The organism is Pyramidobacter sp. YE332 (genome assembly GCF_033060595.1).
Classification (GTDB): domain Bacteria; phylum Synergistota; class Synergistia; order Synergistales; family Dethiosulfovibrionaceae; genus Pyramidobacter.
Genome location: NZ_CP133038.1, coordinates 526,675 through 542,705, shown reverse-complemented (window position 1 = coordinate 542,705; position 16,031 = coordinate 526,675). Strand labels below are relative to the sequence as shown.

Annotated in this window: 11 protein-coding genes; 9 read left to right on the top strand and 2 right to left on the bottom strand. The window is 60.9% G+C overall.

Annotated features, from left to right (window positions below; genetic code table 11):
* The first annotated feature begins 66 nt into the window (after positions 1–66).
* From RAH42_RS02525 to RAH42_RS02485, 9 genes are all read left to right on the top strand, one after another.
* Positions 67–1,656 carry a D-aminoacylase gene (locus RAH42_RS02525; protein ID WP_317539898.1) on the top strand — a complete coding sequence of 530 codons (1,590 nt, stop codon included), beginning with the start codon at positions 67–69 and terminating at the stop codon, positions 1,654–1,656.
* A gap of 96 nt (positions 1,657–1,752) precedes the next feature.
* Positions 1,753–3,105, top strand: coding sequence for a sodium:alanine symporter family protein (locus RAH42_RS02520; RefSeq protein ID WP_317539897.1), 1,353 nt, complete (start codon positions 1,753–1,755; stop codon positions 3,103–3,105).
* A gap of 65 nt (positions 3,106–3,170) precedes the next feature.
* On the top strand, positions 3,171–4,352 hold the full coding sequence (locus RAH42_RS02515; protein ID WP_078015682.1) for a YgeY family selenium metabolism-linked hydrolase: 1,182 nt from the start codon (positions 3,171–3,173) through the stop codon (positions 4,350–4,352).
* 9 nt (positions 4,353–4,361) lie between these two features.
* The gene (thrC, locus tag RAH42_RS02510) at positions 4,362–5,591 is read left to right on the top strand and encodes a threonine synthase (RefSeq protein WP_078015683.1); all 1,230 of its coding nucleotides are present in this window, start codon (positions 4,362–4,364) and stop codon (positions 5,589–5,591) included.
* An 87-nt stretch (positions 5,592–5,678) separates the two neighbouring features.
* Complete coding sequence (locus RAH42_RS02505; protein ID WP_078015684.1) at positions 5,679–7,154, top strand: pyridoxal-phosphate dependent enzyme; 1,476 nt, start codon at positions 5,679–5,681, stop codon at positions 7,152–7,154.
* Positions 7,155–7,435: 281 nt separating this feature from the next.
* Positions 7,436–8,101: a GntR family transcriptional regulator gene (locus RAH42_RS02500; RefSeq protein ID WP_009165972.1), complete on the top strand. Its 666-nt coding sequence runs from the start codon at positions 7,436–7,438 to the stop codon at positions 8,099–8,101.
* Between the two features lie 105 nt (positions 8,102–8,206).
* Positions 8,207–9,883 carry a formate--tetrahydrofolate ligase gene (locus RAH42_RS02495; RefSeq protein ID WP_317539896.1) on the top strand — a complete coding sequence of 559 codons (1,677 nt, stop codon included), beginning with the start codon at positions 8,207–8,209 and terminating at the stop codon, positions 9,881–9,883.
* Positions 9,884–10,052: 169 nt separating this feature from the next.
* A complete protein-coding gene (locus RAH42_RS02490; RefSeq protein ID WP_317539895.1) occupies positions 10,053–10,685 on the top strand; it encodes a cyclodeaminase/cyclohydrolase family protein in 633 nt (210 codons plus the stop codon).
* A 251-nt stretch (positions 10,686–10,936) separates the two neighbouring features.
* A complete protein-coding gene (locus RAH42_RS02485; RefSeq protein WP_120372895.1) occupies positions 10,937–11,785 on the top strand; it encodes a bifunctional 5,10-methylenetetrahydrofolate dehydrogenase/5,10-methenyltetrahydrofolate cyclohydrolase in 849 nt (282 codons plus the stop codon).
* 96 nt (positions 11,786–11,881) lie between these two features.
* Here the strand turns inward: RAH42_RS02485 and RAH42_RS02480 are convergent, their stop codons facing one another.
* A complete protein-coding gene (locus RAH42_RS02480) occupies positions 11,882–14,323 on the bottom strand; it encodes a hypothetical protein (RefSeq protein ID WP_317539894.1) in 2,442 nt (813 codons plus the stop codon).
* 230 nt (positions 14,324–14,553) lie between these two features.
* Complete coding sequence (locus RAH42_RS02475) at positions 14,554–15,903, bottom strand: YjiH family protein (RefSeq protein WP_317539893.1); 1,350 nt, start codon at positions 15,901–15,903, stop codon at positions 14,554–14,556.
* Positions 15,904–16,031: the final 128 nt, after the last annotated feature.

Here is a 16,031-nt window from a genome sequence, read left to right as displayed (position 1 = left end):
GGACGGCGGAAGCTTTAACTCACGTTCGAGAGAGTCTTGATTTAAATTTTTTGAGGAGGGAAGGCAATGACGTACGATCTGTTGCTCAAAAACGGCATGTGCTATGCCGGCGACGGCAAGGAAGGCTTTCGCGCCGACGTGGCAGTCAAAGACGGCAAAATTGCCGCCGTCGGCAGCGTTCAGGCCGAGGCACGCCGCACGATCGACGCCGCGGGGCTGGCGGTGGCTCCCGGTTTTATCGACACGCACAGTCACTCCGACCTGGTGGCTCTGGTCGAACCCGAAATCACCAATAAAACGACTCAGGGCGTCACGACGGACATCATCGGTCAGGACGGGATGTCGCTGGCTCCCGTCGTGCCGGAATTTCTGTCTTCATGGGAAAAGACGATGGCCGGGCTGGAGGGACAGTACCCGGTCGACTGGAAATGGCGCTCCGCCGAAGACTATCTGAAACGCCTCGACGCGATGCCGCTGGGGCCCAATCTCGCCTACCTGGCGCCGACGGGCAATATCCGCATGTGCGTAATGGGTCTTGAGAACCGCCCCGCCACGGCCAGCGAGATCGACATGATGAAGGATCTGCTGGAAAAATGCATCGGCGCGGGCGCGGTCGGCCTCTCCACAGGGCTCATCTACCCTCCCAGCAACTATATGACGGAAGATGAGATCGCCGCGGTCACCAGCGTCCTGACCAAATACAATTTGCCGTTCGTCATTCACCAGCGCAGCGAAGCCGACGACATCCTCAACTCGATGGACGAAGTGTTCCGCATCAGCCGCAAGTCGGGCTGCCCCATTCATTTCTCGCATTTCAAAGTCTGCGGCATGAAGAATGCCCATCTCTTCGACGCCGTCATGAAAAAGCTCGACGAAGGGGAAAAAGATATCCAGCTTTCGTTCGACCAGTACCCTTACGCCGCCGGCAGCACCACGTTCAGCGTCATTCTGCCGCCGTGGGCCCACGACGGAGGCGCGGAAAAATGTCTTGCCCGTCTCGCCGACAAGGACGCCCGCGCGCGCATGAAGGCCGACATCGCCAAGGGGATCCCCGGCTGGGACAATTTCGTCGATTTCGCCGGCATGGAAAACATTTTCGTGACGTTCGTGAAGACGCCGAAGAACGCCGACCTGGTCGGCAAGAATATGATCGAGATCGGCCAGATCCGCGGCAAAGATCCCTTCGACGCCTCGTTCGATTTGCTGCTCGAAGAGGAACTGGCGGTCGGCCTGGTGGACTTTTACGGACTGGAAGAGCACGTCGAGGCCATCATAGCGCATCGTCTCCAAAATCCTTGCACCGACGGCATTCTCGGCGCCCGTCCGCATCCGCGCGTATACGGTTCGTTCTCGCGCATTCTCGGTCGTTACGTGCGCGAGCGCAAACTGATGACGCTGCCCGAAGCGATCCGCAAGATGACCTCCCGTCCCGCCTCCATCTTCAAGCTGAAAGAGCGCGGTTTACTCAGGGAAGGCTATGCCGCCGACATCGCCATTTTCGATCCCGAGACGGTGGCCGACAAAGCGACTTATACCGATCCCATGCAGTACTCCGCCGGAATTCCATACGTCGTCGTCAACGGCCGGCTGGTTGTCGACGGCAATCAAGTCGTCAAGGGGAAAGCGGGCAAAGTGCTGCGATTCGATAAGGAGTGATTTTTTTCAGGCGATAGCGACGGAGCGTTCCATTCGCGCGTAACAAGTCCGGCGTCTTTCGTATTTCATCACAAGCCAAGAAGGAGGCAAGCGATCATGTCGAAATTTTTAAACTGGCTGGCCGGCGAGCTTTGGGGCTGGCCCATGATGATTCTCATTTTCCTGTGCGGTCTGATTTTCGGTTTGGGGACGAGATTTTTTCAAATCCGCAAGCTTCCTTACGTCCTCAAAGAAACGCTCGGCAAGTGCTTCAGAAAGGACGCGCTCGAAGGCGAAGGCACGATCACGCCGCTGCAGGCCGTTTCTTCGGCTCTCGCCGGATGTATCGGCAACGGCAATATCGCCGGAGTGGCGACCGCGATCGCGACCGGCGGTCCGGGAGCCGTTTTCTGGATGTGGATCATGGGCCTTTTCGGCATGATGACGAAATTCGTCGAGGTCGTTCTGGCCGTTCATTTCCGCGAGCAAACGGAGAGCGGCGCCTTTTACGGCGGCCCGATGTACTACATCGAAAAGGGCATGGGTAAAAGATGGAAGCCGCTCGCCATGTTCTACGGCGTGATGATGATCGTCGGGGCCCTCGGCACCGCCGTATGGGTCCAGCCTCACACGATGGCTTCGGCCCTCAAGAGCACTTTCGGTATCCCGCCCCTGGCCACCGTCGTCTGCGCTGTCATTCTCACCGCGCTCGTATGCTTCGGCGGTTTCAAACGCATCGGGCGTTTCGCCGAAAGTATCATGCCTTACTTTGTCGTCGTCTATACCGTATTTTCGCTCGGGGTTATTTTTACGAACATTGCGCGACTGCCCGAAGTGGTCGGCATGATCTTCAAGTACGCTTTCAACCCCCATGCGGCCGTCGGCGGTTTTGCCGGAGGCACGATGATCCTCGCCGTCCGGTACGGCGCGGCGCGAGGCGTTTTCTCCAACGAAGCCGGACTGGGAACGGCTTCGATGGTTCACGCCACGTCGATCACCAGGCACCCCTGCCAGCAGGGTCTGTACGGCATCGTCGAAGTTTTCGTCGATACGATCGTGATGTGTTCGATGACCGCGTTCGTTATCCTGCTTTCGGCTCCCGACGTGTGGAGCGGCGGTTTGAACGGCATCGCCCTTACCATCTCCGCATTCGATACGCTGTACGGAAAATTCGGCGCGTGGATCGTCTCCATATCCGTCATGCTCGCGGCTCTCACGACGATGATCGGCTACTACTTCGAATACAAGACGTCCGTCGTTTATGTCTTCGGCGAAAAAAATATGGGAATCTTCAACGTTTTCTGGCTGATCCCGCCGTTCGTCGCCGTGACGCAGGACGTCGATCTGGTCTGGACGATCGTCGACATTTCAACCGGCATCGAAGGCATCCCCAACATGATCGCCATGCTTGCGCTCGCGCCTATATTTTTCAAGGTTTACAAGCAATGGACTAAGGACAACAACTTATAGCCAGACTCAATAATTACGCAGAAAAACCGAAACCATTCATTAAACGTTCAAGGAGGCTTTTCCCGATGAGTGAAAAATGGCAGGACGAATTGGTCGAACTGGTTCGCGGCATGATTCGCTGTCCCAGTCTTTCCGGGCACGAGGACAAAATCGCCGATTTTGTCGAAAACGCGATGAAGCGCTTCGGCTTCGACTCCACCGAACGCGACCGTTACGGCAACGTTTCGGGGCGCATGGTATTCGGCAAAGGCGGCAAAAAGCTGCTCTTCGAAGGCCACATGGATCACGTCGACATCGCCGACCGCTCCAAATGGACTCACGATCCTTTCGCGGCCGAGATCGTCGGCGGGCGCATGTACGGCCGCGGCACGAGCGACATGAAGGGCAATCTGGGCGCCGCAATCATGGCGGCCAGACTGCTCAAAGAAAATCATGCCGAACTTAACGGAGAACTGATCGTCTGCGGCGGCGTGCACGAAGAATGCTTCGAGGGCGTCGCTTCCGAGGAACTGGGGATCCGCTGGAAGCCCGACTGCGTGATCATCGGCGAGGCTTCGTCGCTGAATCTGAAACGCGGCCAGCGCGGCCGCGCCGAAGTGGTTCTGGAGACTCTGGGGAAATCCGCCCACTCGTCCAATCCCGAGGTCGGCCTTAACGCCGTAAAGACGATGGCGCCGCTTCTGACCGCCATCGAGCGCGATTTCAAGCCTAAAGAGCAGCCTGTGCTCGGCAAAGGCATTCTCGAACTGACCGACATCATTTCCTCCCCTTATCCCGGCGCCAGCGTCGTGCCCGAAAAGTGCCGCGTCACGTACGACCGGCGTCTGCTCGTGGGAGAAACCGACGCCGAGGTGCTGAAGCAGATTCAGGACATCGTCGACGCGCAGAAGAAGCTCGATCCCCGTCTGGACGCCAGAGTTTATCTGGCTACCGGCACGGAAAAGTGCTACACCGGCGAGACGATCTCCGCGACGCGCTACGCGCCCGGTTGGCTGTTCCCCGAAGACAACTGGTTCGTCGCGGCGGCGCTGGAAGGGCTGAGGAACGCCGGATTGAATCCGGAATTCTCCCATTACGCTTTCTGCACCAACGGCAGCTATTACGCCGGCAAGGCGGGGATCCCCACCGTCGGCTTCGGCGGCTCGCTCGAATCGCTGGCCCACGTGGTCGACGAATACATCGAGATCGACCAGCTCTGCAAGGCCTGCGAAGGCTATCAGGGCATCGTCCGCGCCGTTCTTCGCTAGAGGCACGTCATGGCTTTCTACACGCTCAAATGCGCCCTCTGCGGGCGCGAATTCCCCGCCGAAAGCACGTTGAAAACGTGTCCCGACTGCGGGATCCACGGCACTATGCACGTGCTGTACGACTACGACGAAGTGAAAAAACAGATCGACCGCACCTCTCTGGCGGCGGATCCGCGTTTCAGTCTTTGGCGCTACGAAGCCCTGCTTCCGATGCGGAAAAATTCGCGCCGCCCCACGCTTCAGGTCGGCTGGACGCCGCTCTACGATATGCCCCAGATCGCGTCCGAATACGACGTCGGGCAGCTTCTGATCAAGGACGACGGACGCAATCCCACGGCTTCGCTCAAAGACCGCGCCAGCGCCGTCGCCGTAACGCTCGCCGCGGAGCTAAACCGCGACGTTCTCGCCTGCGCGTCGACGGGCAACGCCGCCAGTTCGCTCGCGGGTTTCGCCGCCAACATGGGATTGAAAAGCGTGATCTTCGTTCCGGAAACGGCGCCAGTCGCCAAAGTGACGCAGCTGCTCGTGTTCGGCGCACGGGTGTTCCTCGTCAAGGGAGATTACGCCGCAGCGGTGCGGCTGGCGATCGAGGCCATCGAACATTACGGCTGGTACGACCGCAACTGCGCGATCAACCCGTTCCTCGTCGAAGGGAAAAAGACCTGCGCGATGGAGATCGCGGAACAGTGCGACTGGGACGTCCCCGACAAAGTTTTCGTCTCCGTCGGCGACGGCTGCATCGTCAGTTCGACGTACAAGGGTTTTTACGATCTGTACAAGATCGGCGTCATCGACCATATTCCTCAGATCATCGGCGTTCAGGCGGAGGGCGCCTGCCCGATCCACAGGGCGATTCAGGAGGGCGCCGATAAAGTCGTATTCGGCCCCTCGCACACGATTGCCGACAGCATCGACGTGGGCGCGCCGCACAACTGGGCGAAAGCGCTTCACGCGATCCGCGCTTCTCATGGGAATACGACCGCCGTCAGCGACGCCGAGATCCTTTCCGCCGTCGCCGAACTGCCGCGAAAAAGCGGCGTGTTCGCCGAGCCCGCGGGAGCGACGGCCTACGCCGGTTTCGTCAAATTCGCTCGCGAAAGACGTCTCAAGGCGTCGGACCGCGTCGCCGTGATCATTTCAGGCAACGGCCTCAAAGACGTCGCCTCGGCGCAGAAAGCGGTTCCGCCGGCTGCAAAAGTCGCCCCAAACATGGAGGAACTGATAAAAATTCTCGGCTGACGGCGTTTTTGCCCAAACGACTCATCCGCGGCATTTTTATACGCTTCGGCGTTCCCCCCAATTTTATTTATTAAGGAGAGACTCAAAATGTACGACCAAATCAACCTGCTCGTCGACAAGGAAAGACGAAAGAACGGCATCGAGCGCGCCAAATCGCGGCATATCCTCATCCCCACTTTCCGCCAGATGAAAAACCCCGACAAGGAGACGCCGGCGAAAGTCAAGGAAGGACTGAAAGAAACCGGCTTGTGGGACGTCAATCCGCTGAACCTGTTCCGCATCACCTGGAAGAACGAGCCCAAAACTTCCGGCGGGCTCTACGGCGGCGTCAACTTCATCGAGTTTCCCAGCTCGCTGACGGGAGTGAAGGCGCGCATTTTCGCTCTCGTCGGCAAATGGTTCCCCACCGGGGCCCACAAAGTCGGCGCAAGTTTCGGCTGCCTTGTACCCCGTCTTGTCACGGGACAGTTCGATCCAACCCGCGATTGGGCCGTCTGGCCTTCGACGGGCAACTATTGCCGCGGCGGTGCGTACAACTCCCAGCTGCTCGGCTGCCGCTCCATCGCCATCCTCCCCGAAGGCATGAGCAAGGAACGCTTCGACTGGCTCCGCACCGTAGCCGGCGAGATCATCGCCACGCCCGGCACGGAGAGCAACGTCAAAGAAATTTACGACAAAGTCCATGAACTGCGCTCGACCCGCGACGACGTGGTGATCTTCAACCAGTTCGAGGAGTTCGGCAATTATCTGTGGCATTACGAAGTTACGGGCGGCGCGCTCGAAGAAGTGGCGAAAGGCTGCATGCGCCCGGGCGACCGCCTCGCCGCGGCCGTTTACACGACCGGCTCCGCCGGGACGATCGCCAGCGGCGACTATCTGAAACAGATCTGGCCCGGCATGAAGATCGTCGCCAGCGAAGCGCTGCAATGCCCCACCTTGCTGCGCAACGGCTGGGGGGCACACCGCATCGAAGGCATCGGCGACAAACACGTGCCCTGGGTACACAACGTGCGCAACACGGACATGGTCACCGCCATCGACGATAACGACTGCATGGCACTGATCCGCCTGTTCAACGAACCTGCCGGTCGCGAATTCCTCCGCCGCGCGGGAGTGCCCGCGGCCCTTACGGAACAGTTGGATCTGCTGGGCATTTCCGGCGTCGCTAATTTGCTGAGCGCGATCAAGGCCGCCAAGTACTACGAAATGGACGAGCACGACGTCGTTTTCACCATTCTTACCGACTCGATGGAAATGTACGGCTCGCGCCTGCAGGAACTCGAAGCGGAATTCGGGGCGTACGGCGCCGTTAACGCCGAAGTCGACTTCGCGAGCCGCCTGCACGGGCAAAAAAGCGATAATGCGCTGGAGCTCACCTATCCCGAACGCCTGCGCGTCCATAACCTGAAGTACTACACATGGATCGAGCAGCAGGGCAAAACCAGCGAAGAACTGCATAGCCAGTGGTACGACGCCGACAATTACTGGGGCGAGATCCGTACCATGGCTCCGAAGATCGACAAACTCATCGAAGAATTCAACGTCGCGACGGGACTGAATTAATCGCTCCGCCCGAAACGGCGGGCCGCGGATGGAAAAGGCCGAAAGCCTCCGCTCCGCGTCCCGCCGTTTTTATTTGAAGAAACGTTTCTCCCAAACATTACGAACTTTTATTTTTTGCCCTGTGATTTTACAAAGGTATTTTGTGTATCTTGTCCGTAAAAATGTTATACTTGTTTCTGTTGCATATCGTATATAAATCCTCTACGAAGCGGCAAAAAGCGCGCCGCGGGATCAGGGCGAGCGGTACAGCACAAAATTCAACGACAGCCAGGGAAAAAACAATGCCTATTCCTCAGAGAAAACAAAAATTCATACGCGAGAGCGCCAAAGAGAAAATCTACAGGACCCTCCAAAGCTGGATCGTCAACGGCACCATGAAGCCCGGGGAACGCATCAGCGATCAGGAAATCGCCGAGTATTTCGACGTCAGCCGCACGCCGGTGCGCGAAGCGCTACAGCGTTTGTCGGAGCAGGGACTGGTGTATGTCGAGCCGTCGAAGGGGACGCACGTCTCCCCGCTCGACGAAAACAACACGTTCACGATCTACGAAGCGCTGGCGCTGCTTTCAGGCTGCGCGGCGCGGCTCGCCTGCCAGAAGCAGAAAAACGGCGACATACAAAAACTGCGTGAATTGAACGCCGTTTTTCAGAAAGCTATCGAAGCGGGAGAAAATCAGAAACTTGCCACCTTCGACAATCAATTCCACGGATATCTTTTGGAGATGGCTGACAACGCTTACATCTCTGATATAATATACACGTTGACGCTTCACGCCAACCGCTGCGAAAATCTGTATTTTGAGAGAGGCCCCGACAAGATGGCGTCCGTACGCGAGCACAACGCCATCATCGACGCCATCGAAGCGCACGAGCCGGAGGCAAGCGGCCGTTACGCCGAAGAAAACTGGCTCGGCTTTTACCACCGGCGTCTCGCCAAGATACTGTAAGCGCCCCGCGTTTCGGCTTGAAGCTTTACGAGCGGTAAAGAAACATAATTACGGCGTCGCACGATCAGACGGCCGTAAAATTCATTCAGAAGGGTTGGGGTTCACATGTCCTACACGTCCGATATCGAGATCGCGCAGTCAACGCCTATGCTTCCGATCGAGGAAGTCGCCCGCGGCGCGGGGATCGACGGGAAGTATCTGGAGTTCTATGGCCGCGCCAAAGCCAAGATCGATTACGTCAATCTGCTGAAAGACTGCCCGCGCCCCGATGGCAAACTGGTGCTGGTCACGGCTATCACGCCGACGCCCGCCGGCGAAGGCAAGACGACGACCACGGTCGGCCTGGCCGACGGCCTGCGCAAGATCGGCAAGAACGTGATGGTGGCGCTGCGCGAGCCTTCGCTCGGGCCCGTCTTCGGCGTCAAGGGCGGCGCGGCCGGCGGCGGCTACGCCCAGGTCGTGCCCATGGAAGACATCAATCTGCACTTCACGGGCGATTTTCACGCCATCGGCGCGGCCAACAACCTTCTGGCCGCCATGCTCGACAACCACATCCAGCAGGGCAATTCTCTCGACGTCGACACGCGCCGCATCATCTGGCGGCGCTGCGTCGACATGAACGACCGCCAGCTGCGCAGCATCGTCTGCGGCCTTGGCGGCAAAGCCAACGGCGTGCCGCGCGAGGACGGCTTCGACATCACCGTCGCTTCCGAGGTCATGGCGGTTTTCTGCCTCGCGTCCGGCATCGACGACCTCAAATCCCGCCTGGCGCGCATCATCGTCGCCTACAGCCGCAGCGGCAAGCCCGTCACGGCCGGCGACCTGCACGCTCAGGGCGCCATGGCGGCGCTGCTGGTGGAAGCGCTCAAGCCCAATCTGGTGCAGACGCTGGAGCACACGCCCGCCTTCATCCACGGCGGCCCGTTCGCCAACATCGCTCACGGCTGCAATTCCGTCATGGCCACGCGCCTGGCGCTGAAGATGGGCGACTACGCGATCACGGAGGCCGGATTCGGCGCCGACCTGGGCGCGGAAAAGTTCCTCGACATCAAGTGCCGCTTCGCCGGGCTCAAGCCCTCGGCCGTGGTGGTCGTCGCCACGGTGCGCGCGCTCAAGCATCACGGCGGCGTCGCCAAGGCCGAGCTGAACGACGAGAATCTGGCCGCGCTCGAAAAGGGGCTGCCCAACCTGCTGCAGCACGTGGAGAACATCACCAAGGTCTACAAGCTGCCCGCCGTGGTGGCGATCAACCGTTTCCCCACCGACAGCGAGGCCGAGCTGAAACTCATCGCCGACAAATGCCGCGAGCTGGGCGTCAACGTGGCCCTGTCGGAAGTCTGGGGCAAGGGCGGCGACGGCGGCGTGGAGCTGGCCAGGGAAGTGGTGCGCCTCTGCGAGCTGCCCAACGACTTTAGCTACGCCTACGACCTCGACATGACCATCGAGCAGAAGCTCGACGCCATCGTCAAAAAGATCTACCGCGGCGACGGCGTCGTCCTTACGGCTAACGCCTGCAAGCAGATGAAGCAGCTGGAAGAACTGGGCTTCGGTAATCTGCCCATCTGCATGGCCAAGACGCAGTATAGCTTCTCCGACGATCCCACGCTGCTGGGCGCGCCCCGCGGTTTCGAAGTCACCGTGCGCAACCTCAAGGTCAGCGCCGGCGCGGGCTTCATCGTGGCGCTGACGGGCGAGATCATGACCATGCCCGGGCTGCCCAAGATCCCCGCCGCCGAGCGCATCGACGTCGATTCCGACGGCAAGATCTCGGGGCTGTTCTAAAAAAATCGGGCGGACTGCGTGAAACAGTCCGCCTTTTTTCAAACGCGCCGCGCCGGCACGAAAATGTTCCACGTGGAAATCCATCGCGCCGAGCCAGTCGATACCTGACGTCAAATTATATGTTCCTTTTCAAATTCGAATGACCGCGAAAAAAAGGAGAACTCGTCCCATGAAGATGACCGAAAAATCCTGCTCCGATTTCGTCGCCGTCCTCGCCACCAAAGCGCCCGTGCCCGGCGGCGGCGGCGCGTCCGCGCTCTGCGGCGCGATCGGAACCGCGCTGGGCAACATGGTGGGCAGCCTCACCGTCGGCAAGAAGAAGTACGCCGCCGTCGAGGAGGAGATCAAAAGCCTGCAGGCCAAATGCGACGCACTGCAGGCCGACCTGCTGGCGTTGGTGGAACAGGACGCCGAGGTCTTCGCGCCGCTGGCCGCCGCTTACGGCCTGCCCAAAGACACGGAAGAACAGCGGGCGGAGAAAGACCGCGTCATGGAAGCGGCGCTGGGCGCCGCCTGCGGCGTGCCGCTGCGGATCATGGAGAAATGCTGCGAAGCCATCGGCCTGATGGCCGTCTTCGCCGAAAAGGGTTCGCGCCTGGCCGTCAGCGACGCCGGCGTGGGCGCGGCCCTGTGCCGCGCGGCGCTCGAAGGCGCGGCGCTGAACGTGTTCATCAACACCAAAGCCATGAAAGACCGCGCCAACGCCGCCGCCATCGACGCCCGCGCCGAAAAGATGCTGGCCGGCAGCCGCGGCCGCGCCGACAAAATCTACGAAACCGTCATGAATTCCCTGCGCGCCTGACGCGCCTGTCTCAAAAACAACGGCAACCACGGAGGAACGAAGAAGTGGAGGGCAGACAGGGTGAAGCGCAAAAAAGCAGAGGACGTTTTTTGAACGCCCCTTCAGCGAAGCAGGATATTTGCGAAATCCTTCAAATCCTTTCGCAGAGCGTTCTGGAAATCCCGTTGTCCTGTTTTCCGTTTCGCCGCTCCGCCGCTTCTCCGCGGCTGCTTTCGTTCTCCGATTTCAATCAGGAAAGGCATGTGATTTTTATGGCTCAGATCCTGGACGGCAAGGCCGTGGCCGCCGCCCTCACCGCGCAGCTCAAAAACGACGTGCAGAAGCTCAAAGACCGCGGCGTTTCCCCCTGCCTCGCCATCGTGCGCATGGGCGAACGCGGCGACGACCTCGCCTACGAGCGAGGAGCGACCAAGCGCGCCGCGACCGTGGGACTGGAAGTGAAACAGTTCGCGCTGCCCGCCGAAGCTTCGCAGGACGAACTGCTGGAAGTCATCGCCAAAATCAACGCCGACGCTTCGATCCACGGCTGCCTGATCTTCATGCCGCTGCCGAAGCACATCGACGAAGCGGTCGTGCGCGCGGCGCTGGCCCCCGAAAAGGACGTGGACGGCATCACCGCCGCGTCGCAGGCTGGCGTTTATTCCGGCAAGGCCGTGGGCTTTCCTCCCTGCACGCCATCCGCCTGCATGGAGATCCTCAGGCATTACCGGATCGAACTGAAAGGCGCGAACGCCGTCGTCTTCGGGCGCAGCCTCGTCGTCGGCCGCCCGCTGGCGATGATGCTGCTGGCGCAGAACGCCACCGTGACCATCTGCCACACCAAGACCCGCGACGCCGCCGCCGTCGCCCGCGGCGCCGACGTGCTGCTGGCCGCCGTGGGGCACGCGGGAGCCGTCGGCGAGGCGTTCGTCACTCCCGATCAGGTGCTGATCGACGTGGGCATCAACGTGAACGCCGAGGGCAAGCTCTGCGGCGACGTCGCCCCCGAAGCGGCGCAGAAGGCCCGCGCCTCCACGCCCGTGCCCGGCGGCGTCGGCTCCGTCACCACCACCGTGCTCGCCAAGCACGTGATCGAAGCGGCGCAGCGGACGCTCGAATAATCAAAAATCTTCGCCAACACAAATCGGCCGGGATCCCCAACGATCCCGGCCGATTTTTTCATCTCGCCGTATCCCGCTCGTCCGCGCGAGCCGCCCTCACCGCTGCGGGACGGTCCCGCGCAGGGCGTCGAGGCGGGATTCTTTTTCCTTCCGGTCGAGGCGCTGCAGGGCTTCGACCGCGCGTTTGCTGCCGGCGTCGCGGGCAAGCTGGTAATATTGGCGCGCTTTGGCAAAATCGGCTTCGACGCCGCGTCCTTCTTCATAAGCGCTGCCGAGGTACCAGGCGGCAAGCGCGTGCCCCTGATTGGCCGCCTGTTCGAACCAGCTGATGGCCGCGGAGGGTTCGCCCTCGGGGCTGTAGCTGTAGAGCAGCCCGAGATTGAACTGCGCAGCGGCGGAGCCGCTCTCGGCGGCGGCCTGCAGCCAGCGCTGCGCCACGTCGAAGGAACGCTTCACCACAACGCCTTCGGAATAAAGCGTGCCCAGCAGGTTCTGAGCGGGGGCGTAACCCAATTTGGCGGATTCTTCCAGCCATTTGAGCGCCTCGTCGGCATCTTTCCAGGTGCCGATGCCACGCAGCCGCATCAGGCCGAGGTTGTACTGCGCCTGCGCGCTGCCGCCTTCGGCGGCAGCCGTGTACCAGCGGAAAGCCTCGCGTTCGTCCTTGTCCACGCCCGAACCGGCGGCGTACATGGCGGCCACGTTGCACTGCGCCAGTTCGCTGCCCTGCCGGGCGGCGGCGAGGTACCAGCGGAACGACTCCTGCAGATTGACCGAATAACCGTAGTCGCCGCGCTTCATGATGCCGGCCAGACGGATCTGCGCGTTGGCGTCGCCGCGTTCGGCGGCGCGCCGGTAATGGATGACGGCGCTGCGGATGTCGCGCTCTCCCAGCTGTCCCTGCTCGTACAGCAGTCCCAGCGTATACTCGGCGGGGACGTAGCCGGCTTCCGCCGCCCGGTCGATCATTGCCGCGGCGGCGCGGATCTCGCTGTCCTTTTCGGCCGCGTCGAGACGGAACAGGCCCATGGCGCACATCGCCGCGGGATGCCCCTGTTCGGCGGCGGCGTTGTACCACTTGACGGCGCGGACCAGATCGGGCGCGTGCCAGCGATCGTCGGAGTAGCATTGGGCCAGCGCGAACTGGGCGTCGGCGGAGCCGCTCTCGGCGGCTCTCTCGTAATATTTCAGAGCCTGCTCCATTTTTTCCCGGTCGGTGTCGGATTTGAGCTGCTCCCCCATGATGAACTGCGCGCGCGGATTGCCGTGTTCGGCGGCTTCGCGGTAAAGGCGCAGGGCTTCGCCGCGGTTGGCGGCGACGATCTTGCCCTCCATGTAAAACGTTGCCAGGGCGGTCATCGCTTCCGATTCGCCCATTTCGGCCGCTCTTTTCAGCTTGGCCAAACCGGCCTGTTCGTTCTTCTCGGTGCCGAGGCCGTAGATCTCCATGCGTCCCAGATTGTACAGGGCTTCGCCGTTGCCGCCTTCGGCGCCGAGCGCGTAAAGACGGTAAGCGTCCGTATAAGACTGCGCGATGCCGTTCCCCTTTTCGGTCAAGCGCCCCAGCTCGTTGCATCCGGCGGGATCGCCGGCATCGGCGGCCATTTTGTAGTAGCGCGCTGCGGCCGCCGGATCCTTTTTCACGGTCTTGCCTTTTTCGCTCATGCGTCCCAACAGGACGTAGGCGCCCCACGAGCCGTTTTTGCCCGCCTTCAGCAGCAGTTCGGAAGCTTCGGCGCCTTTGCCTTCGTCCAGAGCGAGGCGTCCCAGCTCGTACATGGAGGGGGCGTAATCCGCCTTGGCCGCCAGCCCGTGCAGTCTTTTGGCTTCATCCACGCGGCCGCGTTTTTTTTCCATGTCGGCGGCCACGTAATAGGCGGCCGCATCGCCCTTGGCCGCGGCTTTTTTCAGCAGTTCCAGACCGGCGGCCGCTTCCGCGGCGGATCCGCGTTCGCCCAGCGCCGCGCCGTAAACGGTCATGGCCCAGAGCTGTTCGCCTTCGGCGCATTTTTTCACGTATTCGAGCGCGTCTCCGCCCTTCCCTTCCTGAAGAAGCACCTGATAATATTCCTGACAGGCCATGGGAATGTTCTTCTCGATGGCGGCCTCGAGCATTTCCATGGCCTCGCCGGGATGGGCCTCGCGCTCCGGATGCGCGTGCATGAGTTCGTAGAGGGCGTACATGGCGTACGGTTCGCCGGCGGCGGCGGCCATACGGTACCAGCGCATGCCGACCGCGAAATCTTCGGCGACGCCGCTGCCCATCGTGTACATATAGCCGAGAGCCGTCATGGCCTGGGGCGATCCCTTTTCGGCGTTGGCCTGAAAAATGCGGTAGGCCAGCTCGTAATCCTTGGAGCTCCACGCCTGGATGCCTTCGTTGAAAGTCGCCGGTTCGCCGGCTTCGGGCGACTGATCGCCGAGGGCCACCGGAGTTTTATCCCCGCTCGCGGGCGAGGGTGCGCCCCACGCGGCCGCGCTCCACAAAAACACGGCCAGGATCAGGAGCGGCCACCTTTTCATTGCATTTTTCGTCATTCAGAGAGCCTCGTTTCACTCAGTCTTTTCGTCCGTTCCCACTTCGCGGCAGCGGCGGGGCCTCGTTTTTTTCCCGCCACCGCCGTTATTCCGGGTTCATTTTATCTCATTGAACAGCGTCGGTCAAAATTTTGCCCGCGGACGCCAAACAAAAAAAGGGAGCCGCGCGCCGCGGTCCCCTTGTGCTTTTTGGATCTGCGCGCCTTTTGCGGCGTCGTCCTTTTTTCGCGCTATTTCGCGGCCGCCTGCACCGCGTCGCTGAAGCCCATCCACATGCCGATGGGGACCGTGATCAGGATCGAGAGCACGACGCGCTCGAACCAGATCACAAGGATATCGCGGATCTTCAGCGGGATGTCGGTGCCCATGATGCAGGGGATGCTGGCCGAGAAGAACAGGATCTCGGAGATGCTGACCACGGCGATGACGAACTTGAGCAGCATCGTGCCGGAGCCCTTGATCAGGATCGCGGGCAGGAACATCTCCGGCAGGCAGATCGCCGCCGCCTTGCCGCCGAGCACGGGCTGCGCCACGCCGAAGACCTTGAAGAACGGGTAGAAGACGTAGCCGAACCAGTCGAACACCGGCGTGAATTCCGCCAGCCAGAGCCCCAGCAGCCCCACCGAAGTGATCGCGGGGATCACGGCGAAAGCCATTTTCAAACCGGCCCACAGATTGTCGCCGCAAAGTTTGAACACGTTGGGCTGGGCGGCGGCCGTGCGGATGCCGATCTGCCAGGCGCGTTCGAGGCGGCCGCCCTCGAGGCGAGGCTCGGGCGCCGCCGCGCCGTCGAAATACGTGTCGGGGATCGAGCACAGCGGCCAGAGACGCGCCGTGATCGCCGTGACGATAAACGTCACCAGCATGGCCACGAAGAAATACGGCGTCCAGTGATCCATCAGCCCCAGCGTGCGCGCCACGACCAGCAGGAACGTCATCGAGACCGTCGAGAATCCCGTGGCGATGACGGCCGCCTCGCGGGCCGTGTAGCGGTTGGATCGGTACACGCCGTTGGTGATGATCAGGGCGATGGAATAGCTGCCCACGAACGAGGCCACCGCGTCGATGGCCGAACGCCCCGGCGTGCGGAACAGCGGACGCATGACGCAGTCGACCAGCACGCCGATGAACTCCATCAGGCCGTAGCTGGCCAAAAAGGCGAGGAACACCGAACCGATGGGGATCACCAGCCCGACCGGGATCGCCAGCTTGTCGAACAGGAACGGGCCGATGTCGCCGCGCCACAGCCAGGCGTTGCTCCGCCACAGGCCGAAGTACATGATCGTGCCGATCACGGCGCCGCAGATTTTGGCTATCGACATGAAAATGTCCATGCCGTTTTTGTTCCACGTGCCTTTGATAAAGGGCATCGCCGCGCCGACGTACATGACCGCGAGGATAAAGATCTTCACGGCCGGCATCGCGCGGCTCTGCAGCGAGCTGACGATGAAATCGACCGGCACGCTCTTCAGGTTCGGGCTCAGCCACTCGAGTTTGAAGAAAAACATGAACAGGCCGAACAAACTGAAAACGACGAACTTCCATAAAGCCGAACTGCGGGGCGCTGCGTTTTCGGACATTCGAACACCACAACCTTTCGTAAAATCGCCTGAGGCCGGATGCCTCCTGCGGCAAAAAACGGGAACCATCTTCCCGTTTTTTTAACTTCGCTCACGCGTTTATTATACGTTTTAGGCGCAAAAAAATC

What these genes read in the sequence shown, in the direction of transcription:
- thrC (WP_078015683.1), top strand. Translation starts at nt 4,362, where the DNA reads ATGGCTTTCTACACGCTCAAATGCGCCCTCTGCGGGCGCGAATTCCCC.
- RAH42_RS02475 (WP_317539893.1), bottom strand. Translation starts at nt 15,903, where the DNA reads ATGTCCGAAAACGCAGCGCCCCGCAGTTCGGCTTTATGGAAGTTCGTC.
- RAH42_RS02520 (WP_317539897.1), top strand. Translation starts at nt 1,753, where the DNA reads ATGTCGAAATTTTTAAACTGGCTGGCCGGCGAGCTTTGGGGCTGGCCC.
- RAH42_RS02495 (WP_317539896.1), top strand. Translation starts at nt 8,207, where the DNA reads ATGTCCTACACGTCCGATATCGAGATCGCGCAGTCAACGCCTATGCTT.
- RAH42_RS02500 (WP_009165972.1), top strand. Translation starts at nt 7,436, where the DNA reads ATGCCTATTCCTCAGAGAAAACAAAAATTCATACGCGAGAGCGCCAAA.
- RAH42_RS02480 (WP_317539894.1), bottom strand. Translation starts at nt 14,323, where the DNA reads ATGACGAAAAATGCAATGAAAAGGTGGCCGCTCCTGATCCTGGCCGTG.
- RAH42_RS02485 (WP_120372895.1), top strand. Translation starts at nt 10,937, where the DNA reads ATGGCTCAGATCCTGGACGGCAAGGCCGTGGCCGCCGCCCTCACCGCG.
- RAH42_RS02515 (WP_078015682.1), top strand. Translation starts at nt 3,171, where the DNA reads ATGAGTGAAAAATGGCAGGACGAATTGGTCGAACTGGTTCGCGGCATG.
- RAH42_RS02525 (WP_317539898.1), top strand. Translation starts at nt 67, where the DNA reads ATGACGTACGATCTGTTGCTCAAAAACGGCATGTGCTATGCCGGCGAC.
- RAH42_RS02505 (WP_078015684.1), top strand. Translation starts at nt 5,679, where the DNA reads ATGTACGACCAAATCAACCTGCTCGTCGACAAGGAAAGACGAAAGAAC.
- RAH42_RS02490 (WP_317539895.1), top strand. Translation starts at nt 10,053, where the DNA reads ATGAAGATGACCGAAAAATCCTGCTCCGATTTCGTCGCCGTCCTCGCC.